This is a genomic window from Streptomyces sp. NRRL F-5135 (genome assembly GCF_000719775.1).
Lineage (GTDB): Bacteria > Actinomycetota > Actinomycetes > Streptomycetales > Streptomycetaceae > Streptomyces > Streptomyces hebeiensis.
The window spans coordinates 17744-40198 of record NZ_JOHR01000019.1; the positions used below are offsets into that span (position 1 = coordinate 17744).

A 22455-nucleotide genomic window follows, 5' to 3' on the forward strand; every position below is an offset into this window, starting at 1 on the left:
GGCCGAGGCCCGCGCCCCGCGGGGACCTCGTCAGTCCCGCGCCAGGCCGAACCTCGCCCGCAGCCCCGGCCGGTCGTCCGTCGCCACCGACGCCGCGCCGTCCGCCACCGTCTCGTACACCGCCAGGATGTCCGCCCCGACCGTCGACCAGTCGAACCGCCGCACGTGCGCGCTCCCCCGCTCCCGCAGCTCCGCCCGCCGCGCCGCGTCCCCCAGCAGCCGTACCGCCGCGTTCGCCAGGGCGTCCGCGTCCTCGTTGGCGAACAGCTCGCCCGCCGCGCCGTGGTCCAGGACCTGCGCGAACGCGTCCAGGTCGCTCGCCAGGACCGCCGCGCCCGCCGAAAGCGCCTCGACCAGGATGATGCCGAAGCTCTCACCGCCGGTGTTCGGCGCGACGTACAGGTCGACGCTGCGCAGCAGCCGGGCCTTGTCCTCGTCGCTGACCATCCCGAGGAACTCGACACGCTCCCGCAGCGGCGCCGGAAGCGACTCCACGGCCTCCTTCTCGTCTCCGCGCCCCGCCACCAGCAGCCGGGTCTCCGGGTACGCCGCGAGGATCTTCGGCAGGGCCCGCATCAGCACCGGCAGCCCCTTGCGCGGCTCGTCGATGCGGCCGATGAAGCCGATCGTGCGGCCCTGCCACGCCGGCTCCTCCCCGGCCTTGGCGAAGAAGTCGACGTCGACGCCGTTCGGGATGACCACGGCGTCGCCGCCCAGGTGTTCGACCAGCGTCCGGCGGGCGTACTCGCTCACCGCGATCCGGGCGCTGATCTTCTCCAGCGCGGGCTGGAGGATCGGATACGCCGCGATCATGGCCCGCGAGCGGGGGTTCGAGGTGTGGAACGTCGCCACGATGGGGCCCTGCGCCGCCCAGCAGGCGAGCAGCCCCAGGGACGGCGAGGCCGGCTCGTGGATGTGGATCACGTCGAACGTGCCGTCGTGCAGCCACCGCCGCACCCGTGCCGCCGACAGGAAACCGAAGTTCAGCCGCGCCACGGAGCCGTTGTACGGCACGGGCACCGCGCGGCCGGCGGAGACGACGTACGGCGGCAGCGGGGTCTCGTCGTCGGCGGGCGCCAGGACGGACACCTCGTGACCCCGTCGGATCAGGTGTTCCGCCAGGTCCCGGATGTGGAACTGGACGCCGCCCGGCACGTCCCAGGAGTACGGGCAGACGATGCCGATCTTCACCGGGACTCCTGTCGGGACGGCCCCTGGTCGCAGGAGCCGGGTCGTGAGGACTCCTGCTGGGCGGCCCCCTGGCGCGGAGGCCCCGGTCGGGAGGATTCCGGTCCGGGCCCCCGTCGCGGCCCGGAGGACCCGTCCAGATCGGCGGTCCACAGTCGCTGCAGCATGTGCCAGTCCTCCGGGTGCTCGGCGATCCCGCCGGCGAAGGCATCGGCCATCGCCTGTGTCATCACAGACGTCTTCTCGGCGCGCGTGCCTGTCCCGGGCACCTCGACGGGCGGCAGGACACGCCCCCGCATCATCGTCGCGTCGTCGTACCACAGCGTGACCGGCAGCAGCAGCGCCCCGGTCTGCTGGGCCAGCAGCGCCGGGCCCGCCGGCATCCGGGCGCGGTGGCCGAAGAAGTCCACCTCGACACCGGACTCCGCCAGGTCCCGGTCCGCGACCAGGCACACCAGCCCGCCGGCGCGCAGCCGGCGCGCCAGGGCGCCGAAGGCGGACCCGCCGGTGTGCGGCAGCACCTCCATGCCCAGGCCCTCGCGGTACGCCACGAACCTGTCGTACAGCGACTCCGGCTTCAGCCGCTCCGCGACCGTCGTGAAGGGCACCCCGAGGACCCTGGTGGCCCAGACGCCGGCCAGGTCCCAGTTGGCCAGGTGCGGCAGCGCGAGCACGACACCGCGCCCGGTGGCCAGCGTGTCGGTCAGGAGGTCGATGTCCTTGACCTCGACGCTGTCGCGCACCCGCTCCCTGCTCCAGGCCGGCAGCCGGAACGACTCCATCCAGTACCGCGTGTACGAGCGCATGCCGGCCCGGGACAGCGCGGCCAGCCGCTCGGGACCCGCGTCCGGCACCACGCGGGCGAGATTGGCCTCCAGCCGCAGGACGCCCTTGCCGCGCCGCTTCCACGCGGCGTCGGCGACGGCCCGGCCGAGGGCGACGGCCACCGGCTCGGGCAGCTTCTTGACCGTGCTCCAGCCGAGGCCGTAGAGCGCGTCGGTCAGCCGTTCGCGCACCTCGCTCATGACGCCGCCTCGCTCCCCCGCCGGCCGCTGTCGGCACCGCTCGGCCCGTCGGACGGCTTGCCGGAGCGCCCGTCGGACGGCCCGTCGGCGCGCGCCGCCGCGTCGGCCTCCGCCGCCTCCCGCCGTACGGTGACGACCCGCTGGCCGAGCGTCACCGCGCTGCCCACGGCCACGACCCACAGCGCGATCGGCAGCAGGATCCCGATGCCCGGCACTCCGAAGGCGCCCAGTCCGGCCAGCCCGGCCGCGACCAGCGAGATGACCAGCCGCTCCGCGCGCTCCACCAGCCCGTTGACGGCGACCGGCAGCCCGATCGACTCGCCCCGCGCCTTGGTGTACGACACGACCTGGCCGCTGGCCAGGCAGAAGATCGAAACCGCGCAGAGCACGTTGTTGTCGCCGGTGCCCGCGTACCAGAGCGCGAATCCGCCGAAGACGGCGCCGTCGGCGACCCGGTCGAGCGTCGAGTCCAGGAAGGCGCCCCAGCGGCTGGAGATCCCCGCCTGCCGGGCCATGTTGCCGTCGACGAGGTCCGAGAAGACGAAGACCGTGATGACGATCGTCCCCCAGAAGAACTCCCCGCGCGGGAAGAAGACCAGCGCGCCCGCCATCACCCCGACGGTACCGACGAGCGTGACCGCGTCGGGGCTGACTCCACGACGGAGCAGAAACGCTGCGAACGGTGTGAGGACACGCGTGAAGAATGCACGCGCGTACTTGTTCAGCATGGCCTTCCCGAGGTTCGGTGTGCCGGGCGGCCCCTACGGCCACCGGCGGGCCGGCCGGTCCAGGTCCTGGGGCCGACAGGTCAGGCCCATCGTAGCCACGCCCCCATCGCCGCACCGCCGCCCACCCTGGCCGGGGCCGCGGGTACGACGTATGGACGCACCATGGCCGGAGTGCGAAGCTCGAAGGACCGGCGAGGGCGCCGTGGGAGCCGCCGGACGGCTCTCCGCCCGCCACGCCCGCTCCCCGACTCCCACATCACCCATCTCCCTCCATCTCTCCCCATACCCCCTCACCGTGCCACCGATCAGGAGGCAGGAATCATGGGCGACAAGGCGCACACCCACCCCGGGGCCGCCGGCAGGGCGACGACGGCCGACCGGCCCGCGTCCGTACGGAACGTGGTCCTGGTCGGCCACAGCGGCTCGGGCAAGACCACACTCGTCGAGGCGCTCGCGCTCACCGCGGGCGCGCTGAGCCGGGCGGGCCGGGTCGAGGACGGCGCGACGGTCTCCGACTACGACGAGATCGAGCACCGCCAGCAACGGTCCGTACAGCTCTCCCTCGTCCCCCTGGAATGGGACGGGTACAAGATCAATCTCCTGGACACCCCCGGCTACGCGGACTTCGTCGGGGAGCTGAGGGCCGGTCTGCGGGCGGCGGACGCGGCCCTCTTCGTCGTCTCGGCCGCGCAGGAACCCGAGGCCGTCGCCGGTGCCACCCGCATGCTCTGGGAGGAGTGCGCGGCCGTCGGCATGCCCCGCGCCCTCGTCATCACCCACCTGGACACGGCCCGCACCGGTTTCGACGAGATGACCGCGATCTGCGCGCGGATCTTCGGCGGGGACGACCCCGACGCGGTGCTGCCGCTGTACCTGCCGGTGTTCGGCGCCCCCGGCCCGGACGGCCACGCCACGGCCACCGGGCTGGTCGGACTGCTCTCCCAGAAGATCTTCGACTACGCCTCGGGGGAGCGCCGCGAACTCCCGCCCGACCCGGACCGGCTGCCGGTGATCGAGGAGTTCCGCAACCGGCTCATCGAGGGCGTCATCGCCGAGAGCGAGGACGAGACCCTCATGGACCACTACCTCGGCGGCGGTGAGGTCGACGTCAAGACGCTCGTCGCGGACCTGGAGAAGGCGGTCGCGCGGGGCGTGTTCCACCCGGTGCTCGCGGCGGCGCCCGCCGCGCCGGGTGCCCGGCAGGGCCTGGGCACGGTCGAACTGCTCGATCTGATCGCGAACGGCTTCCCCACCCCGCTGGAGCGGCCGGCGCCCGCCGTGACCACGCCCGACGGCGCCCCGCGCCCGGAGATCTCCTGCGATCCGGACGGGCCGCTCGTCGCCGAGGTGGTCAAGACCGCCTCCGATCCGTACGTCGGCCGGATGTCCCTGGTACGGGTCTTCTCCGGCACGCTGCGGCCGGACGAGACGGTGCACGTCTCCGGCCACGGCCTCACCGACCGCGGCCACGAGGACCACGACGTCGACGAGCGGATCGGAGCGCTCTCCTCCCCCTTCGGCAAGCAGCAGCGGGTGCTGGCCCACTGCGTGGCCGGGGACCTCGCGTGCGTGGGCAAGCTCTCCCGCGCCGAGACCGGGGACACGCTCTCCGCCGCGGCGGACCCGCTCCTGATGGAACCCTGGACCATGCCCGACCCGCTGCTGCCGCTCGCGGTGCGGGCGCACAGCAAGGCCGACGAGGACAGGCTGTCCCAGGGGCTGGCACGGCTGGTGGCGGAGGACCCGACGATGCGCCTCGAACAGAACCCGGACACCCGCCAGGTGGTGCTCTGGTGCCTGGGCGAGGCGCACCGGGAGGTGGCGCTGGACCGGCTGCGCGGCCGGTACGGGGTCCAGGTGGACGCCGTACCGTACAAGGTCGCCCTGCGGGAGACCTTCGGCGCGCGGGCGGCGGGGCGCGGCCGGCACGTCAAGCAGTCCGGTGGCCACGGGCAGTTCGCCATCTGCGAGATCGAGGTGGAGCCGCTGCCGGCCGGGTCCGGCGTCGAGTTCGTGGACAAGGTGGTCGGCGGCGCGGTGCCGCGCCAGTTCATCCCGTCCGTCGAGAAGGGGGTGCGGGCACAGGCCGCGCGCGGGGTCACGACCGGGTACCCGCTGGTCGACGTCCGCGTCACGCTGCTCGACGGCAAGGCCCACTCGGTGGACTCCTCCGACGCCGCGTTCCAGACAGCGGGCGCGCTGGCGCTCCGCGAGGCGGCCGGGGAAGGGGCGATCCAACTGCTGGAGCCGGTCGCGGACGTCGCGGTCCTGGTGCCCGACGCGTATGTCGGACCGGTGATGAGCGACCTGTCCGGGCGGCGCGGCCGGGTGGTCGGCACCGAACAGGCCGGCCCGGGGCGGACGTTGATCCGGGCGGAGGTGCCGGAGCTGGAGCTGGGCCGCTACACGGTGGACCTGCGGTCGGTCACCCACGGCGCCGGCCGGTTCGACCGCTCGTACGCCCGCCACGAGCCGATGCCGACGGCCGTCGCGGACCGGCTCGGTGAACGGGAGGCGGCCGAGGTCTAGTACCCCTCCCGGCAACGGGGCGGCGTGCCCGCGCCGTCGAGGGACGACGCGGGCAGGCCGCAGGCACGCGGCGGGTACGTCGCCGCCTCCCGGCTCCGTGGCCGGGCACCACAGCCGACGCATCCCCGGGGCAGGCACGCGCACCGGCGCACGCCCCCGGGCGCTCTCGAGCGCCCGCGCACGCCTCAACTGGCGGCGAGCATCGGCGCGTACGCGTACGCACATGCCGGTGGCCGAAGACGGGCGGACCCCCTGACGCGGAGAGTGCCGCACGGTTACGCTGTGATGCGCAGCTCCAGCAGGTGTGCGGGGCACGCGAGCCGGGAAGAGGCTCGGGCGGCAGGACTACTCGCGTTTACGTGCGGCAAGGGGGCGGCGGCGATGGCGGACGGGTTCGACTTCAGCCCAGGAGCGCAGGTGCCGCTCCAGGGCGCGGCCGGCCAGACCGCGGCGACCCATGCGCTCGCTTCGGCGGCGTACCGGGACAGCCCGATGGAGGAGATCCTCAAGGCCGACAACGAGTGGCACAAGTCCAAGGTGACCAAGGGCCGTTTCTCGCTCTTCGAGCCCAATCTCGGCGAGGCGTTCTCGCAGGCCGTCCGGGTGCGGATGCTGGGCGCCGGCCGGGCGGCGCTCATCCAGTCCTTCGGCATGGAGCCGCAGACCGTGGTGGAGCACGCCCTGGCGGCCGGCCACATCCGCAAGGAGCGGGACAGCAAACTCACCGCCGTGACCGTCGTGTTCGGCGTGCTCTTCCTGCCCGGCCTGCTGATCTGGCTGGGCGTCTTCCAACTGCGCCGCACCCTCGCGGGGTCGAAGGACAAGCGGACCGGACTGCTGGGCAACGGGGCGCTGCTGGCCGTAGGGGTACTGGCCGTGATCTTCCTGATCCGGCTGCCGTTCGACGGCGTCCTGGGCTGGTACCTGCGCGCCATGCTCGTCGCCCCCGTCATCGGCTGGGTGCTCGCCAAACGGATCTGCGAGTCGACCGCCAAGGACCTGCGGGAGCGCTGGGACGGCCTCCTGTCGGGCGGCAGTCTCGGCGCCAAGATCCCCGACGCGGTCCCCGGCAATCCCGGCGACTCGGCCCGGGAGGCGCTGCGCCAGAGCCTCCAGAACCTCACCGCCGAGCAGCACTCGAACATGGTCTTCTACGCCGGCCCCAAGGGCATTCTCGGCATGGGCACGCGCTGGGGCAGCTGGCAGCTCGCCGAGGAGCTGGTCCCCAAGGAGCCGGGCAAGGAGATCCACCAGTTCCGCAGCTACGACGTGATACGGGCGATGCACGACCAGCTGAAGATGCTGGAGCGGGGCCCGCTGAACTCGGGCGGTTTCCCGAAGCCCTCGGTCAAGCACTGGATCGTCTCGGCGGTCGGTGAGGGCGCCGGCTCGGTGTCCCGGCGCGAGGGGCAGGACGTCGAGGCGTTCCAGGTCAAGCCGCACGAGATACAGCGGATCTGCAACGAGCAGCAGTTCGGCAGCAACGAGCGCCACTACCTGGGCGTGCAGTTCGTCCTCTGGGACGGCCAGCTGATCATCACCATGATGATCACGGTCACCGTGCTGCACGAGACCCTGCGCATCGAGATCACCGGCCACGCCCTGGGCCCGGTTCACCCCCTCTTCACGACGAAGTCGTCCCCGAAGACGATCACCAAGCCCAAGACCGTCCGGTTCTGGGAGACCACGTCGACCACCCTGCCCCTGGTCGAGCCGAGGGAGGTCGTCCGGCTCGCCGTGCGCGCGCCCCTCACCTGGTATCCGCCGGTCCTCGACTTCCTCGGCGGCAAGCTCTCCCTGCCCGAGCCCTTCGGTCTGCGGCACGCCTGGGCGGACCAGCCGTGGCGGCACCGCTTCATGGCCGACGACGCGATGCGCGCGGCGACCCCGATCCTGCGGGTGGCGCACAACGCCGCGCTGAAGGTCCTGGACGAGCACGGTGTGGACACCGAGCGCTTCGGAAACCGCTCCCTGTCCCTCGGCGGCGCGGTCCAGGACGCCTCACCGAAGAAGGCCGACGTCTACGACGCGTAGGCCGACAGGCACGGAGGAGGACAGGCACGGAGCCACAAGGACGCGGGCATGTGGAGGCGTGCCCGCGTCGCCACGTCCCGTGGTGGCGGCAGCGGGACCGCCGCCTACGGCTCGACGGAGGCGGGCCAGGCGTCCGCGAGCATCGCGCGGGTGTCGGCGAGCAGCTGCGGCAGCACGCGCGTATGTCCGACGACCGGCATGAAGTTGGCGTCGCCGCCCCAGCGCGGCACGACGTGCTGGTGCAGGTGGGCGGCGATCCCGGCGCCCGCCGCGACGCCCTGGTTCACCCCGATGTTGAACCCGTGCGCGCCCGACGCCGTACGCAGGGCGGTCATCGCGCGCTTGGTGAAGACGGCCAGCTCGGCGGTCTCGGCCTCGTCCAGCTCCGTGTAGTCGGCGACGTGCCGGAAGGGCACGACCATCAGGTGCCCGCCGTTGTACGGGTAGAGGTTGAGCACCGCGTACACCCGCTCACCGCGTGCGATGACCAGGCCGTCCTCGTCCGACTTCGACGGGATCGAGCAGAACGGGCATCCGTCGTCGGCGCCCGGCCCCGTGGGCTTGTTCTCACCCTGGATGTAGGCCATCCGGTGGGGCGTCCACAGACGCTGGAACGCGTCCTGGGTGCCCACTCCGATCTGCTGCTCCGGCTCACTCGTCATGCTGTGCAGCATATGACTTCGGGCCCCCCGAGCGTGTCGTCGGGCCCGCGCCGCAGGGCCTGCGGGGATGCTGGGCGGATGCATGTCCGCCCCGGCCCCGACCGGCTGCGCCACTGGGAACAGCGCACGGATCTGCCCCTGCTGGTGGCCTCGCCGGTCTTCCTCGCCTGCTACGCGGTACGCGTCCTCGCGCAGGGGGCCGACCCGCTCCTGCGCGATCTCGCGCTGGCCCTGGCCCTGACGATCTGGGCGGGGTTCGCGCTGGACTACGGGGTGCGCCTGGTCCTCAGCGGCCAGGGCATCGGCTTCGTACGGACGCACTGGCTGGACACGGTCGTCCTGCTCCTGCCGCTGCTGCGGCCCCTGCGGATCGTCGACACGTACACGAAGCTCCAGCGCCGTCGGGAGCGCCCCCGGCTGAGCCTGTACGCGCGGGTGATGTCCTACGCCGGGATCACCTCGGTCCTGCTCAGCTTCTCCGCCGCCCTCGCCGTCTACCAGCTGGAACGGGACGCGCCCGGCGCGACGATCGTGACCTTCGGTGACTCGGTGTGGTGGGCGTGCTCGACGATCACGACGGTCGGGTACGGGGACGCGACGCCGGTGACCCCGCTCGGACGGGCGTGCGCGGTGTTGCTGATGGCATGCGGAGTCGCGCTGCTGGGCGCGGTGACGGGTTCGTTCTCGTCGTGGCTGATCCAGGCCTTCGGCCGGGAGGACCGGAACGGCCAGGAGCCACCGGTCGGACGCTGAGGACACGGAGAAGGCCCCCGGGAGCCGACGACGCTCCCGGGGCCTCCGATGCCGGCGGCGGCCGGCCGTCACACCTGTACGCGGCGCTCCACCACGTCGACGAGCTTGGCCAGCGCCTCGTCCCGCGGAACGCCGTTCTCCTGCGATCCGTCGCGGTGGCGGAAGGACACCGTGCCCGCGTTCATGTCGTCGTCACCGACAATGATCATGAAGGGGACCTTCTGCTTCTGCTGCGTGCGGATCTTCTTCTGCATGCGGTCGGACGACGCGTCCACCTCGACCCGCAGGCCCTTCTTCCGCGCCTCGGCCGCGAACTCCTGAAGATAGGGCACGTGCGCGTCACCCACCGGGATGCCCACCGCCTGCACCGGCGCCAGCCACGCGGGGAACGCGCCCGCGTAGTGCTCCAGCAGCACCGCGAAGAACCGCTCGATCGAGCCGAACAGCGCGCGGTGGATCATCACGGGCCGCTGCTTGGTGCCGTCGGGGGCGGTGTACTCGAGATCGAACCTTTCGGGGAGGTTGAAGTCGAGCTGCACGGTCGACATCTGCCAGGTCCGCCCGATGGCGTCGCGCGCCTGCACCGAGATCTTCGGGCCGTAGAACGCGGCACCGCCCGGGTCGGGAGTGAGCGGCAGCCCCTGCTTCTCGGCCACCTTGCGCAGGACCTCGGTGGCCTCCTCCCACGCCTCGTCCGACCCGACGAACTTCTCCGGGTCCTTCGTGGACAGCTCCAGGTAGAAGTCGGTCAGACCGTAGTCGCGCAGCAGGTTCAGCACGAAGGTCAGCGTCGAGTCCAGCTCGTCCGCCATCTGCTCGCGGGTGCAGTAGATGTGCGCGTCGTCCTGGGTGAAGCCGCGGGCCCGGGTCAGGCCGTGCACGACGCCGGACTTCTCGTACCGGTACACCGTTCCGAACTCGAAGAGGCGCAGCGGCAGTTCACGGTAGGAACGGCCCCGCGCGTCGAAGATCAGATTGTGCATCGGACAGTTCATGGGCTTCAGGTAGTAGTCCACACCCTCGTCGAGCTGCATGGGCGGGTACATCCCGTCGGCGTACCAGTCCAGGTGCCCGCTCTTCTCGAAGAGCGCGCCCTTGGTGGCGTGCGGCGAGTAGACGAACTCGTAGCCCTCCTCCTCGTGCCGGCGGCGCGAGTAGTCCTCCATCACGCGACGGATGATGCCGCCCTTCGGATGGAAGACGGCGAGACCGGAGCCGACCTCGTCGGGGAAGGAGAACAGGTCCAGCTCGTTGCCGAGCTTGCGGTGGTCGCGCTTCTCGGCCTCGGCCAGGAAGTCCAGGTGCGCCTTCAGCTCCTCCTTGGAGGGCCACGCGGTGCCGTAGATGCGCTGGAGCATCGGGTTCTTCTCGCTGCCCCGCCAGTACGCGGCGGCGTTCCGCATCAGCTTGAACGCGGGGATGTTCCGGGTCGTCGGCAGGTGCGGGCCCCGGCACAGGTCCTTCCAGCACAGCTCGCCGGTCTTCGCGTCGAGGTTGTCGTAGATGGTCAGCTCGCCGCCGCCCACCTCGACGTCCGCGCCGTCGTCGGTCGAGGCGGCGCCCTTGATGCCGATCAGCTCCAGCTTGTACGGCTCGTCCGCCAGTTCCTCGCGGGCCGCCTCGTCGGTGACGACGCGGCGCGAGAAGCGCTGGCCGCGCTTCTGGATCTCCTGCATCTTCTTCTCGATGGCCTTGAGGTCATCGGGGGTGAAGGGGGTGGCCACGTCGAAGTCGTAGTAGAAGCCGTCCTTGACCGGCGGGCCGATGCCCAGCTTGGCCTCGGGGTGCAGCTCCTGCACGGCTTGTGCCATGACGTGCGCGGTGGAGTGGCGCAAAATGTTCAGACCGTCCTCGGAGGAGATCTCGACGGGCTCGACGACCTCGCCCTCGGAGAGCTCGTACGCGAGGTCCTTCAGCTCGCCGCCCACGCGGGCCGCGATCACGGTGCGCTCGCCGGGGAAGAGCTCGGCCGCCGTAGTGCCCGTCGTCACCACGCGCTCTTCCCGCTCGGAATCGCGTTGGATGATCACACGGACGTCTGACACCGGTCTCTCCTGACTGAAGGGGCGCGACAGCGGACACTGCGCGTTCTGAATCGTACCGAGCCGCCGGGGCCACTCGCGAAACGGTTCACCGGCCGCGGAGCCGCAGCGCCCGACCGGGGGCCCGGGGCCGACCTCCGGGCCTCGGCCGGGGAGCCCCCGTGGACCGCACGCGCTCACAACCGGTCCCGGCGTCGCCGACGACCCGTGACGCCCGACGAGCCGTTCCTCGCGCGGTGCCGGCGCTCGGGCCGGGCTCCGCTCCCGCCGACCGCCCGGACCGACCGGACCGATCGTCCGGTCGGCCGGACACGCGCGCCCGACGCAGGCGGAACGACTCGGCGCCCGCCGGGACGGCAGCCGTACGACCCCGCCCCCGGCGACAAGGCGGCGAGGCACCCCCGGGCCGCCGAGGGCCCGCCCGTCCTGAACGGCGCGTACCGCACGACCTGTCCGGGTATCAACCGGATCGGGCAGTGGATGAGCGTCATCTGCCGTGCGGGCGCGAGGAGTTCGGAAATGACGTACTGGTTCGAGGGGCCGTTGGCGGCATTTGACACGGAGACGACAGGAGTGGACGTCGAGCAGGACCGGATCGTCTCGGCCACCGTGGTCGTCCAGGACATACCGGAAGGCCGGCTGCGGGTGGCCCGCTGGGTGATAGATCCGGGGGTGCCGGTGCCGCCGGAGGCCACCGCCGTCCACGGCCTGACCGCGGACTTCCTGCACCGCAACGGCCGGTGGCCGGCGCCGGCCGTGGAGGAGCTGGCCGGCGAGGTGGCGGCCCAGTGCGCGGCGGGCCGTCCCCTGGTGGTGATGAACGCGCCGTTCGATCTCACGCTGCTGGACCGCGAGTTGCGCCGGCACCGGGCCTCGTCACTGGAGGGCCGCCTGGCGGGCGTTCCGCTGCGGGTGCTGGACCCCCTGGTGCTCGACAGGCACCTGGACCGCTACCGCAAGGGCCGCCGTGCGCTCACGGACCTGTGCGCGCGGTACGGCGTCGAGCCGGACGAGGCACAGGACGCGTCGTCCGACGCGCTGGCGGCGCTGGAGGTGGTGCGGGCGGTCGGCCGGCGGTTCTGCGCCCGGATGGAGCGCCTGACGGCCGCCGAACTGCACACGCTCCAGGCCAGGTGGCACGCGGCGCAGGCGCGCGCCGGGCAGACCTGGTTCTCGCGCAACGGCGCGCAGGAGCCGGTGGACACGGCGTGGCCGTTCAGGCCCGCACTGCCCGCCGCGGCCTGACCGCCCGATGTCCGCGCGAACGGCCGGGCGGCGGAATGAGTCAACGAGTAAAGGCCGGTCCGTCATGGACGGACCGGCCTCTCCTGGTGGGCGATACTGGGTTCGAACCAGTGACCTCTTCGGTGTGAACGAAGCGCTCTCCCGCTGAGCTAATCGCCCGGGAACGGACTGAACCTTACAGGTCTCGGCGGCTTTCCTTCAAACCGGATACGACGTACTCACGCCGACTTCCGGCGCCACACTCGCCGGTCGCGGAGAAGGTCCCGCCACGGCCCGGCGGTCGACCCGACTCGACGCGCGCGGGGGCCGGTTGCCGACGCGCCGGGCTTCGCGCCGCCTCCTGGACGGTGCGAGGACGACGTACGGGCCACTCGCCGGCCGGACGCGCCGATCACGGGGAGCCCGCGAAGGCCCGGGCCCGCGGAAGATCCGCGTACGGCAAAGGCCCCGGGACCTGTCGGTCCTCGGGGCCTCGGCTCCGGACGTGGGCGATACTGGGTTCGAACCAGTGACCTCTTCGGTGTGAACGAAGCGCTCTCCCACTGAGCTAATCGCCCGGGCGCACCGCACACATTACCCGATGTCAGCGGCGCTCCTCGCCGCCCGCCCGGTCACTGGTCGATCTTCCAGGGCATGACGAGGCCGAACTTCCACACATAGATCCCGGCCAGCACGGCCATGATCACCACACCGACGCCGGTGAGGATGATGTTCCGCCGCCTGACCGCGGGGTCCAGGGCGCGCTGGGCCGCCTCGGTGACCTTCCGCCGGGTCCAGCGGAGCACGAGCTGCGCCCAGACGAACTCGGTCGCCCAGATCGCCATGCCCGCGAAGATCACCAGCCAGCCGGGGCCCGGCAGCGGAAGCATGATGATGCCCGTGATCACCACCGCGAGGCCGACGACGAAGACGCCGACCTGCCAGCTCAGGTGGAGCGGTCGCGAGGCCTTGATGAATCGCGGCGCGCGCGAGCCGAGCGGCCGCCCGCCCGTCGCCACGTCGCCCGTCACCGCCTCCGTCGCGGTGTCCACGTCCACGGCCGTCGGCACCCCGCCACGCCCCCGCTCGTCACTCTCCGCACGCATGGGGCTCAACCTACCCGAGTCCTCGCCTTCACCGGAATGGCGGTATGCCTCGAAGTCACACACCGCTGTACGAGGTACCCGAAGGATCACAAAACAGACAGAGGGGTTTACAACGGCACCGTAGGTGGCATGTCGATTTCGCCGACGTGCGAATCCCCGAGCGCACACTGAGCGAAAGGCCCTGGCGCTTATGAACACCACGGTCAGCTGCGAGCTGCACCTGCGCCTCGTTGTATCGAGCGAGTCCTCACTGCCTGTACCGGCGGGCCTGCGGTATGACACGGCCGATCCCTATGCCGTGCACGCCACCTTCCACACCGGAGCCGAAGAGACGGTCGAATGGGTCTTCGCCCGCGACCTGCTCGCCGAGGGGCTGCACCGGCCCACCGGCACCGGCGACGTCCGGGTCTGGCCGTCCCGCAGCCACGGTCAGGGCGTCGTCTGCATCGCGCTGAGCTCCCCGGAGGGCGAAGCCCTGCTGGAGGCCCCCGCGCGGGCCCTGGAGTCGTTCCTGAAGCGGACCGACGCCGCGGTGCCTCCGGGCACCGAGCATCGTCACTTCGACCTCGACACGGAACTCTCACACATCCTGGCCGAGAGCTGAGCCAGGCCGAGAGCTGCTCGGCGCCGTCCGACTCGGGGAGACGGCGCCGCGCGGACAACCTCATACGGAGGACACCGGCGCCGTCGCCGCGGAAACCACCGCGGGGAGGGCGCCGGCGCGCGTGATCGGGGCACGGCACGCGCACGGGGCGCCGACGCCGGGCACCGCGGCCGATGGCCGTCGTGGCCGGGGACGACGGCGGACGGGGACGACCGCGGTGGGAGTGATCATCGCGGACGCGTACGACCACGGTCAGGCGGTCGGCGCGGCAGGACACGACCGCGCCGGGGACGCGGTGGGCAAGGCGGGCCGGGTGGCGCGGGCCGGCGCCGGTGGCGGCCCGCGCCCGCCCGTATGTTCCCCGCCCGTCCCCCGTCCCCCCGCCGCCCGGCAGGGACTAAAGTCGGCGGGATCGGCGGGCGCACCGGCCCGCGGGCAGGCCAGGGAGCGGACCGTGCTGATTCCACACGACACCCGGATCGCCCTCGCCACCGTCACGGACCTGGTGAACACCGCGCCGCGGACGCACGCCGGGGACGGCGCGGCCGACCGGCTCGCGGACGTCGAGGCGCTCTACGGCTTCCTCCGCGCCCACGACGTCAGCGGGGTGGGTGAGCTCGGCGAGCGGGACCTGCGCGCCGTACAGGCCGTACGGAGACGCTTCACGGAGGTGGTCGCGGCCCCGGACCCGCGCACCGCGGCCAAGCTGATCAACCGGCTGGTGGCCGCCGCGGGGACGACTCCGCAGCTGACCGACCACGACGGTTACGACTGGCACGTCCACTACTTCGCCCCCGGGGCGTCGGTCGCCGACCATCTCGCCGCCGACGGCGGCATGGCCCTGGCCTTCATGGTGGTGGCCGGCGAACGGGAACGGCTGCGGCGGTGCGGGGCCCCGGACTGCGGGCACGCGTTCGTCGACCTGTCGCGCAACCGCTCGCGCCGTTACTGCGACAGCCGGACCTGCGGCAACCGACTGCACGTGGCCGCCTACCGGGCGCGCCGCAAGGAAGCGGCCGGTTGACGTTCACAGCAGGAACAAATCGTGCACCGCCGCCATCAGCAGCAGCGAGCCGATCACCGCCAGGAAGATCATCAACGGCGGCTGGGACAGCGCGAAAAGGCAACCGCGCTGCTCATCGGTGGGTGCGGGAGGTTCATCCCGGGAGGTATCGAGCATCTCGGGGCGATGATGACCTACCGGAATCCCGGCCACCGGCCAACACGTGTAACCAGGCCGGGAGTTCATCATATTCCGTGGATTGTGGCCGGGAATCCCCTACGCGGAGCGCCGAGTTGTGATCCATGTCGCGCGCAGCACCGGGTCACGGCCGGCATGTGAACCGCTGACCTGCGCCGACGACCGCTCTCGTGTTCCTCGTGGCCGCGCGTCGCAGGTCAGGTCCGTCAGATGCCGTGCTTCTTGAGGATGGCCTCGATGTCGCTGAAGTCGTCCTCCTGGGCGGCGGGCCGCTTGCCCGCCGGGCGGCGCTCGGCGGGCCCGGCGCCCGGGCCGAGCGAGGGCGCGGACGCGGCCGGCTCGACCGCGTCCTCCCGGGCCGCCCTGGCCGCCGCCCTGCGCTCCTTGCGGCTGCCGCCGGTCCGGCGCTCCACGGCCCGGGTCGTCATGAAGAGCAGCCAGGCCACCGCGAGGACACCGAAGCCGGCCCACGCCGTCAGGCTGAAGGCCGTGTTGGCGGCCCACTTCACCAGTCCCGTCATCACCAGCGCGGCCGGGATCAGGGCGTAGGCGGCGATCCTCGTCGCCGCGAGGAATCGCTTGCGGTACGCCGTGATCGCGGCGATGCCCAGGCCCGCCGCCGACACCGCCGCGCCGATCGTCTCGGCAATCATCGGGTCCTCCAGGCAGAGCGTGTCTTCGGCCGAACCGGTCTTCTCCCCCCATCGTGCACCTGGCGGACCGCTCCGGGCCACGGTGGGGTGCCCGCTCCCGGCGGATCTCGGGGAGATCTCGGGGGCGGTGTCCTCCCCAGGTCCCAGACCGAGGAGGGCCGGGCCGCGTCCGGGGAGCCGGCCCCGGACCGGGCTGCGGACCGCGTCCCGACGGGCGGGGAGGCGATCGGGTCCTGCGAGACTGGCCCCATGAGCGACTCCTCACCCGCCCGCGTCGTCCTCGACGTGTGGTGCGAACTCCAGTGCACCGACTGCCGTGCCGCCCTGACCGATCTGCGTGCCCTGCGCGAGCGCTACGGCGACCGACTGGAGCAGCGGCTGCGGCACTTCCCGCTGGCGAAGCACAAGCACGCCTACGCGGCGGCGCAGGCCGCCGAGGAAGCCGCCGAGCAGGGCCGGGGGTGGGAGTACGCGGAGGCGCTGCTGGTCCGGGCGGAGGACCTGGCAGCCCGCGGCGAGCCCGTTCTGCTGGAGGTGGCGCGCGAGCTGGGCCTGGACGCCGAGGAGTTCGACACCGCGCTGATCGACGGGCGTCACCTCCTGGCCGTGGACGCCGACCAGGCCGAGGGCAGGGCGATCGGCGTCACCGGCACCCCGACGTACGTCATCGGCGACGAACGTCTCGACGGCGGCAAGAGCCAGGCGGGGCTGCGGGAGCGGATCCAGGAGATCGCGGACCGGCTGCTGGCGTCGGCCGGGGACGCCTGACCGCGTGCCGCCGCCGGGCCTTTTCGGCTCGCTCACCGGTACGCGAGCCGAAAGGGCCCGGCGGTCACAGCAACCGCTTGAAGTAGTTGTGCCGGGTGGTCGCGTAGCCGAGGGATTCGTAGAGGCGGACGGCCGGGGTGTTGTCCGCGAAGACGTGCAGTCCCAGCTCCGTGTGCCCGGCGGCCAGGGCGGTCCGCTCGGCCAGGAGCATCAGCGCGCGCCCGTGGCCCTTGCCCCGCTGCTCCTCGACGACGACCACCTCGTACACGTACGCGCCCGACGTGCCGGGGCTCAACTCGCGGCGCGCGACCCAGACATGGCCGACCACCGCACCCTGGTGGACCAGTACCTCGATCGAGGTGCCGGGCGTGGCGAGGCCGTCGGGCAGCAGCTTCGCGAAGCTCTCCCGCGACTTGGCGCGGGCCACGTCCGGGGACAGGCCGCGGTCGATCCAGCTCTGGGCGTAGTCGTCGTACGCGCCGGCCAGCCACCGCTCGTACTCCGCGGCGGTCATGGACCGGGCCTCGACCCCCGCGGGCGGCTCCGGCGGGTGCGCGGGCAGCGTCTTGACCATGTTGCGGCTGCGCTCGGTGTAGCCGAGGGATTCGGCCAGGCGCAGTGCGGCGTGCGCGGCGGGCGGCACGGAGGCCGTCATCAGGCCGCAGCCCCAGCCGCGCGCGATCTCCTCCGCGGCGAGCGCGGCGACGGTGGCGCGACCACGCCGCCGGTCGGCCTCGTCGATCCGCAGCGTCGGCACGGACACGGCCGTGTGACCGAAGACGGGGTCCGTGGCCAGCTCGATCGATCCGACGGGGCGGCTGTTCACACAGACGTCGTAGGTGCGCGACCTGCTGCCGTCGGCGGTCTCGTGAAGCGGCCCGGCCGGCCGCAGGGTGGTGGTCATCACAGGGTGTTGTACCCGCCGCGCGGTGGCGCGTCATCCGATTAAAGGATGACGCGGTCCGGGCCGTCGTCCCACCGGTGCGGGCCGGTTTCTCACGGGTCCAGGTCGGCGCCCGCGCGCTCCTCGAAGACGCGCATCGCCTTGCTGGTCACCGGCCCCGCCGCGCCCGGGAGTTCACGGCCGTCGACACGGCTGACGGCCTGTACGTCGCGCGTCGAGGAGGTCAGGAAGATCTCGTCGGCGCGTTCCAGGACGTCCAGCGGCAGGTCGGTCTCCCGGGCGCCGGACCATTCGGCGACGAGCGCCCGGGTGATGCCGTCGAGGCAGCCGGAGGAGAGCGGCGGTGTGTGCAGTTCGCCGTCGAGGACGACGAAGACGTTGGAGCCGGTGCCCTCGCACAGCCGTCCCACGGTGTTGGCGAACAGCGCCTCGGTCGCGCCGCGTTCGTGGGCGCGGGCGAGCGCGACGACGTTCTCCGCGTACGACGTGGTCTTCAGGCCGGTGACGGCACCGCGTTCGTTGCGCGTCCAGGGGACGGTGATCACGGCGGTGTCGTCCGGGCGGCGTGTGATGGCGGTGACGGCGACGACCAGCGTGGGGCCCTTGTCGCCCCGGTCGGAGCTCAGGGGCGACAGCCCGCCGGTGTAGGTGATCCGCAGCCTGCCGAGGTCCACGGGGTCGGCCTCCAGGACGGCGGCGCAGGCGCGGCGCACCTCGTCGTGGTCGGGGGCGGGCAGCCCGAGGCCCCGGGCGGAGCGGGTGAGCCGGTCCAGGTGGCGGGTGAGGGCGAACGGGCGCCCCTGGATGGTCTTGACCGTCTCGAAGACGCCGTCGCCCACGGTGAGGCCGTGGTCGAACACGGACACCAGGGCTCCCTCGGCGGTCACCAGTCCGCCGTTGACCCAGATCTTCATCTACGCGGTCCTTCCACTCGCCTCGTATGCTCCCGACGCTATCGCGAGCAGCCGGGAGGCCTTCAGTTCCGTCTCCTCCCACTCCGCCTCCGGATCGGATCCCCAGGTGATCCCGGCCCCGGCGCCGAAGCGCAGCACGGGCCGGGCCGCCGTGGCGCGGTCGATCCAGAAGGTGCGGATCCCGACCGCGAGCGCGGCGGTGCCGCGGTCCGCGTCCACCCAGCCGATGCCGCCGCAGTAGGGGCCGCGCGGGGCCGTCTCCAGCTCTTCGATGATCTTCAGGGCGCTGGACTTGGGGGCGCCGGTGACCGAGCCGGGCGGGAAGGTGGCGGCCAGCAGTTCGGGCCAGCCGGCCCGGCCGGCGAGCCGCCCCCGTACGGCCGAGACCAGGTGGACGAGGCCGGGGTGGGGCTCGACGGCACACAGGGCGGGCACGGTGACGGATCCGGTGGCGCAGACCCGGCCGAGGTCGTTGCGGACGAGGTCCACGATCATGACGTTCTCGGCGTGGTCCTTGTCCAGCAGGTCGGCGGCGGTGCGGCCGGTGCCCTTGATGGGGCCGGACTCGACGACGCGGCCGGTGCGGCGGAGGTAGAGCTCGGGCGAGGCGGTGGAGATCTCCACGCCGTGCGCCGGCAGCCGGATCGTGCCCGCGTACGGCGCGGGGTTGTCGCGGGCCAGCAGGGCCGTGAGCGCGTCGACGTCGGCCGTCGCGGAGTCCGGCCCGGGCAGCGGAGCGGACAGCACACGGCAGAGGTTGGCCTGGTAGACCTCGCCCGCCGCGATGTGCTCGCGGATACGGCGTACACCCGCCGTGTACGCGGCGCGGTCGAGGGAGGACGTCCAGTCACCGGGCCCCGGTCCGCGCCATTGGCCGGGCTCGGGAGCGGGCACCGCGGCGGGCCGCACATCGGCGAAGCGGGCGCAGGTCAAGCGCCCTTCGAAGTCGGCGGCGACCGCCCAGAAGCCGGTGGAGTCGAGCGCCTCCGGATCATGGGTGACATCCCGCAGACCCGTGGCTACGAGGCCGCCGAAACGGGCCAAAGGCGCGAGGTCGTACACGTTTGCGAGTCTAGTGCCCCTCCCGGCGAGGTTCGCCCGGTCGCGGCACCGGCGCCCCTCCCGGCGGCGTACACCGCGTCGCGACGGCCGGTGCGCACGCCCCTCACCGGGCAACCCCGCCGGACGCGGCACCCCGCCGGACGCGGGCCCCGGCTCGCCCCGCCCCTCGGCCGGGCCCGGGCCTGCGGCGAACGCACCGCAGCACGCTGCGGAAACGCGTTTTTGTGCTGGCCCCGGAATCCGCTAGAGTTCAACACGTCGCCGGGCCGCGCAACTGGACCCGGAAAACGGCACGCGGACGTAGCTCAGTTGGTAGAGCGCAACCTTGCCAAGGTTGAGGTCGCCAGTTCGAACCTGGTCGTCCGCTCGGACAGTGGGGGATCTTCACGGAGTTCCCGCACTCCTGGTGGAGTGGCCGAGAGGCGAGGCAACGGCCTGCAAAGCCGTCTACACGGGTTCAAATCCCGTCTCCACCTCCAAGGACGATTAGCTCAGCGGGAGAGCGCTTCCCTGACACGGAAGAGGTCACTGGTTCAATCCCAGTATCGTCCACTGAATCCTGGATCCGTCCGGATTCCCCGCGCGATTAGCTCAGCGGGAGAGCGCTTCCCTGACACGGAAGAGGTCACTGGTTCAATCCCAGTATCGCGCACGCGGCACACGCACCAACGCAGGTTCACCTGCGCGATTAGCTCAGCGGGAGAGCGCTTCCCTGACACGGAAGAGGTCACTGGTTCAATCCCAGTATCGCGCACTTGTGGGGAGCCCCCGGTCGGATCATCGACCGGGGGCTTCTTCTGTGGCCGGTGACCAGGGGGGCGGTGGGACCGACGGGGCGGGCACGCGAAACGGCCGGTCAGCTCCCCAGCTGACCGGCCGATCACTGCCGTCCGCCGCACCCCCGTCCCCACGGGGTTTTGGCCGGATGTCCCCGACCCGGGCCGCTCTCCCGGGTCCGGGGCGCCGCTCAGCGCCCCAGCATCACGCCCACGGACGACGCCTGTGTCACCACTGCCTCCCAGCCGCCGAAGGCGACCACGAGCAGTGCCGCCAGGGGGAGGACCATCGCCGTCGCCACCAGCGGGTGGCGCCTGCCGGACGGGCGGGCGGCGAACGCGGCGAACGCCCTGCGCCCCCGTGTCCGGATCATCGCCCGCGCTGCCGTGTCCGCCATGTCCCTCTCCCTGTCCGTTCAGGAGCGGCGGGTGTCGACCTCGGGGGACGAGTGCTGCACCCGCCGCATGGCCCCAACACTAGGGACCGGGCGGACGTACGGCGTCATGCCCGCGTACCGATTGCCGGGCCTCCCGGAGGATGACGCGCGCCCCCGGGACGTACTCCCCTGGGTGGAGAGCGGGTCCTAGGCCTGGGGGGATTCCCTGAGAGGGGGACGCTGCGACGGCGCGTCCACGGGCGCCGGCTGCTCGACCAGCGCGAGCACCCGGCTCGCCATGAAACGCGCCGTCCTGACCACCGCCCCGCTACGGGTGACTTCGCTCACTTCCACCACGCCACGGCGCACGGCCGTCTCCACCCGGCGGCCCGCCCTGCTCGCCACCACTTCGTACGTACGCGTCGTGTCCCCAGCGTCCACGACTATCTCCACACGGTCACCCTTCACGATCCAATCCCCCTTCTGTACCGGATCTTTGGGATCTCGCACGGGGCGGGGACCCGGGATCGTTCCGCCCACGGCCCCGCCCCCCTGACCACTCCTCAAGTTTCCCACCCGGCACTGACAATCGGTCGGTCCGCGAGGGCGCGGCCTATGAGCGCACCGGGGTGCGGGTACGTAAGCTGTGCCACGTCACACGGACGACCGGGCAGCGGGGATGGACATGGCGATGATGCGGCTCCGGCGCGAGGACCCGCGTGTCGTCGGCTCGTTCAGGCTGCACCGGCGGCTGGGCGCGGGCGGCATGGGTGTGGTCTACCTGGGTTCCGACCGGCGGGGCCAGCGCGTCGCGCTGAAGGTGATCCGGCCGGATCTGGCCGAGGACCAGGAGTTCCGGTCGCGGTTCGCCCGTGAGGTGTCCGCCGCCCGGCGGATCCGGGGAGGCTGTACGGCGCGGCTCGTGGCCGCCGATCTCGAAGCGGACCGGCCGTGGTTCGCCACCCAGTACGTTCCCGGGCCCTCGCTGCACGACAAGGTCAACGAGGAGGGCCCGCTCACCGCGGCCGAGGTGGCATCGGTGGGTGCCGCGCTGTCCGAGGGTCTGGTGGCCGTGCACGAGGCGGGGGTCGTGCACCGCGACCTCAAGCCGTCGAACATCCTGCTCTCCCCCAAGGGACCGCGCATCATCGACTTCGGCATCGCCTGGGCGACCGGCGCGAGCACGCTGACGCACGTGGGCACGGCCGTCGGCTCGCCCGGGTTCCTGGCCCCCGAGCAGGTGCGCGGCGCGGCGGTCACGCCCGCGACGGACGTGTTCTCGCTGGGCGCGACGCTGGCGTACGCGGCCACCGCCGATTCGCCGTTCGGGCACGGCAGTTCCGAGGTCATGCTCTACCGGGTGGTGCACGAGGAGGCCCAGCTGTACGGGGTGCCGGACGCCCTCGCGCCGCTGGTGCGGGCCTGTCTGGCGAAGGACCCGGAGGAGCGGCCCAGCACGCTCCAGCTGTCCATGCGGCTCAAGGAGATCGCGGCGCGGGAGGCGCAGGGGCTGTCCGACAGCCGGCCGTTCGTCCGGCGGGCCCGGGAGGGGCAGGAGCCACCGGCGCCCCGGCTGACCGAGCGGTACACGGAACGCGCCGCCGAGCGCATGTCCGACCGCGGCTCCGTCGGCCCCCCCGGCCGGGCTCCGGGCGGCCAGGCCTCCCGGTCCGCCGGTCCCCCACGCGGTACGGGCTCCTCCGCCCGGCCCGGTGGCGCACGGGCCCCGCGGCCCCGTGGCGGCTCGCCCACCGGAGGGAGCAGGCGGACCGGCGCGCGGCCCTCGTCCTCCGGACTCAGACCGGCCAATCCGCGCCTGCTGCGGCAGCGGCTGATCGTCTTCGTCGTGGTGACGCTGATCGTGGCACTGGGGATCGCGGCGGCCCAGCAGCTCTGAGGGGTCCT

21 protein-coding genes and 7 tRNA genes are annotated in these 22455 nt (G+C 72.5%); 13 read left to right on the forward strand and 15 right to left on the reverse strand.

The window, feature by feature from the left end; translation table 11 throughout:
- Nucleotides 1-30: 30 nt before the first annotated feature.
- Genes IG02_RS0128630 through pgsA form a run of 3 tightly spaced genes read right to left on the reverse strand, consistent with a single transcriptional unit; the run spans nucleotide 31 to nucleotide 2941 of the window.
- A complete protein-coding gene (locus IG02_RS0128630) occupies nucleotides 31-1191 on the reverse strand; it encodes a glycosyltransferase family 4 protein (protein WP_030754292.1) in 1161 nt (386 codons plus the stop codon).
- A complete protein-coding gene (locus tag IG02_RS0128635; protein ID WP_078854913.1) occupies nucleotides 1188-2213 on the reverse strand; it encodes a phosphatidylinositol mannoside acyltransferase in 1026 nt (341 codons plus the stop codon). The genes IG02_RS0128630 and IG02_RS0128635 overlap by 4 nt, the downstream gene beginning before the upstream one ends.
- Complete coding sequence (gene pgsA, locus IG02_RS0128640; protein WP_030754296.1) at nucleotides 2210-2941, reverse strand: phosphatidylinositol phosphate synthase; 732 nt, start codon at nucleotides 2939-2941, stop codon at nucleotides 2210-2212. Before pgsA ends, IG02_RS0128635 begins: the two co-directional genes overlap by 4 nt.
- A 321-nt stretch (nucleotides 2942-3262) precedes the next feature.
- Here pgsA and IG02_RS0128645 point away from each other — a divergent pair, with 321 nt between their 5' ends.
- Both IG02_RS0128645 and IG02_RS0128650 read left to right on the forward strand, forming a co-directional pair.
- Nucleotides 3263-5470: an elongation factor G-like protein EF-G2 gene (locus tag IG02_RS0128645; protein WP_030754298.1), complete on the forward strand. Its 2208-nt coding sequence runs from the start codon at nucleotides 3263-3265 to the stop codon at nucleotides 5468-5470.
- Between the two features lie 381 nt (nucleotides 5471-5851).
- On the forward strand, nucleotides 5852-7504 hold the full coding sequence (locus IG02_RS0128650) for a membrane protein (RefSeq protein ID WP_030754299.1): 1653 nt from the start codon (nucleotides 5852-5854) through the stop codon (nucleotides 7502-7504).
- 104 nt (nucleotides 7505-7608) lie between these two features.
- On the opposite strand, the gene IG02_RS0128655 is transcribed toward IG02_RS0128650, so the two are convergent.
- Nucleotides 7609-8178, reverse strand: a complete 570-nt coding sequence (locus IG02_RS0128655; protein WP_030754301.1) for an HIT family protein — start codon at nucleotides 8176-8178, stop codon at nucleotides 7609-7611.
- 66 nt (nucleotides 8179-8244) lie between these two features.
- On the opposite strand from IG02_RS0128655, the gene IG02_RS0128660 reads away from it, so the two are divergent.
- Nucleotides 8245-8919 carry a potassium channel family protein gene (locus tag IG02_RS0128660; RefSeq protein WP_030754304.1) on the forward strand — a complete coding sequence of 225 codons (675 nt, stop codon included), beginning with the start codon at nucleotides 8245-8247 and terminating at the stop codon, nucleotides 8917-8919.
- Nucleotides 8920-8987: 68 nt separating this feature from the next.
- Here the strand turns inward: IG02_RS0128660 and thrS are convergent, their stop codons facing one another.
- Nucleotides 8988-10964, reverse strand: coding sequence for a threonine--tRNA ligase (gene thrS / locus IG02_RS0128665; RefSeq protein ID WP_030754306.1), 1977 nt, complete (start codon nucleotides 10962-10964; stop codon nucleotides 8988-8990).
- Between the two features lie 516 nt (nucleotides 10965-11480).
- On the opposite strand from thrS, the gene IG02_RS0128670 reads away from it, so the two are divergent.
- Nucleotides 11481-12206, forward strand: a complete 726-nt coding sequence (locus tag IG02_RS0128670; RefSeq protein WP_030754308.1) for a 3'-5' exonuclease — start codon at nucleotides 11481-11483, stop codon at nucleotides 12204-12206.
- Nucleotides 12207-12290: 84 nt separating this feature from the next.
- Here IG02_RS0128670 and IG02_RS0128675 read toward each other — a convergent pair.
- From IG02_RS0128675 to IG02_RS0128690, 3 genes are all read right to left on the reverse strand, one after another.
- Nucleotides 12291-12365: transfer RNA gene (locus IG02_RS0128675), tRNA-Val, on the reverse strand.
- Nucleotides 12366-12691: 326 nt separating this feature from the next.
- Nucleotides 12692-12763, reverse strand: a tRNA-Val gene (locus IG02_RS0128685).
- A gap of 54 nt (nucleotides 12764-12817) precedes the next feature.
- Complete coding sequence (locus tag IG02_RS0128690; protein WP_030754310.1) at nucleotides 12818-13291, reverse strand: TIGR02611 family protein; 474 nt, start codon at nucleotides 13289-13291, stop codon at nucleotides 12818-12820.
- A 190-nt stretch (nucleotides 13292-13481) separates the two neighbouring features.
- On the opposite strand from IG02_RS0128690, the gene IG02_RS0128695 reads away from it, so the two are divergent.
- Both IG02_RS0128695 and IG02_RS0128700 read left to right on the forward strand, forming a co-directional pair.
- Nucleotides 13482-13895, forward strand: coding sequence for an SsgA family sporulation/cell division regulator (locus IG02_RS0128695; RefSeq protein ID WP_003959770.1), 414 nt, complete (start codon nucleotides 13482-13484; stop codon nucleotides 13893-13895).
- Nucleotides 13896-14349: 454 nt separating this feature from the next.
- Nucleotides 14350-14919: a CGNR zinc finger domain-containing protein gene (locus tag IG02_RS0128700; protein ID WP_030754313.1), complete on the forward strand. Its 570-nt coding sequence runs from the start codon at nucleotides 14350-14352 to the stop codon at nucleotides 14917-14919.
- 3 nt (nucleotides 14920-14922) lie between these two features.
- On the opposite strand, the gene IG02_RS42300 is transcribed toward IG02_RS0128700, so the two are convergent.
- Together IG02_RS42300 and IG02_RS0128710 are read right to left on the reverse strand one after the other, a co-directional pair.
- Nucleotides 14923-15075 (reverse strand): hypothetical protein, encoded by a 153-nt coding sequence (locus IG02_RS42300; RefSeq protein WP_199814103.1) that lies wholly within the window; start codon nucleotides 15073-15075, stop codon nucleotides 14923-14925.
- Nucleotides 15076-15302: 227 nt separating this feature from the next.
- On the reverse strand, nucleotides 15303-15749 hold the full coding sequence (locus IG02_RS0128710) for a hypothetical protein (RefSeq protein WP_030754315.1): 447 nt from the start codon (nucleotides 15747-15749) through the stop codon (nucleotides 15303-15305).
- A 249-nt stretch (nucleotides 15750-15998) separates the two neighbouring features.
- On the opposite strand from IG02_RS0128710, the gene IG02_RS0128715 reads away from it, so the two are divergent.
- On the forward strand, nucleotides 15999-16517 hold the full coding sequence (locus IG02_RS0128715) for a DsbA family protein (protein WP_030754317.1): 519 nt from the start codon (nucleotides 15999-16001) through the stop codon (nucleotides 16515-16517).
- Between the two features lie 64 nt (nucleotides 16518-16581).
- Here the strand turns inward: IG02_RS0128715 and IG02_RS0128720 are convergent, their stop codons facing one another.
- The 3 genes from IG02_RS0128720 to IG02_RS0128730 all read right to left on the reverse strand — a co-directional run bounded on the left by IG02_RS0128720 (nucleotide 16582) and on the right by IG02_RS0128730 (nucleotide 19397).
- On the reverse strand, nucleotides 16582-17421 hold the full coding sequence (locus IG02_RS0128720) for a GNAT family N-acetyltransferase (protein WP_030754320.1): 840 nt from the start codon (nucleotides 17419-17421) through the stop codon (nucleotides 16582-16584).
- Nucleotides 17422-17513: 92 nt separating this feature from the next.
- Entirely contained in the window at nucleotides 17514-18335 is an 822-nt protein-coding gene (locus IG02_RS0128725) for an aminotransferase class IV (protein ID WP_030754322.1), read from the reverse strand.
- Nucleotides 18336-19397, reverse strand: coding sequence for a chorismate-binding protein (locus tag IG02_RS0128730; protein WP_030754325.1), 1062 nt, complete (start codon nucleotides 19395-19397; stop codon nucleotides 18336-18338).
- Nucleotides 19398-19691: 294 nt separating this feature from the next.
- On the opposite strand from IG02_RS0128730, the gene IG02_RS0128735 reads away from it, so the two are divergent.
- The 5 genes from IG02_RS0128735 (at nucleotide 19692) to IG02_RS0128755 (ending at nucleotide 20151) form a co-directional block, all read left to right on the forward strand.
- Nucleotides 19692-19764 (forward strand) — tRNA-Gly (locus tag IG02_RS0128735).
- A gap of 38 nt (nucleotides 19765-19802) precedes the next feature.
- Nucleotides 19803-19876: transfer RNA gene (locus IG02_RS0128740), tRNA-Cys, on the forward strand.
- Nucleotide 19877: 1 nt separating this feature from the next.
- Nucleotides 19878-19949: transfer RNA gene (locus tag IG02_RS0128745), tRNA-Val, on the forward strand.
- Nucleotides 19950-19977: 28 nt separating this feature from the next.
- Nucleotides 19978-20049: transfer RNA gene (locus IG02_RS0128750), tRNA-Val, on the forward strand.
- A gap of 30 nt (nucleotides 20050-20079) precedes the next feature.
- Nucleotides 20080-20151, forward strand: a tRNA-Val gene (locus tag IG02_RS0128755).
- Nucleotides 20152-20364: 213 nt separating this feature from the next.
- On the opposite strand, the gene IG02_RS0128760 is transcribed toward IG02_RS0128755, so the two are convergent.
- On the reverse strand, nucleotides 20365-20571 hold the full coding sequence (locus IG02_RS0128760) for a hypothetical protein (RefSeq protein ID WP_030754327.1): 207 nt from the start codon (nucleotides 20569-20571) through the stop codon (nucleotides 20365-20367).
- Between the two features lie 186 nt (nucleotides 20572-20757).
- Nucleotides 20758-21018 carry a hypothetical protein gene (locus IG02_RS0128770; protein ID WP_030754332.1) on the reverse strand — a complete coding sequence of 87 codons (261 nt, stop codon included), beginning with the start codon at nucleotides 21016-21018 and terminating at the stop codon, nucleotides 20758-20760.
- Between the two features lie 217 nt (nucleotides 21019-21235).
- On the opposite strand from IG02_RS0128770, the gene IG02_RS0128775 reads away from it, so the two are divergent.
- Nucleotides 21236-22447 (forward strand): serine/threonine-protein kinase, encoded by a 1212-nt coding sequence (locus tag IG02_RS0128775; protein WP_199814105.1) that lies wholly within the window; start codon nucleotides 21236-21238, stop codon nucleotides 22445-22447.
- Nucleotides 22448-22455: the final 8 nt, after the last annotated feature.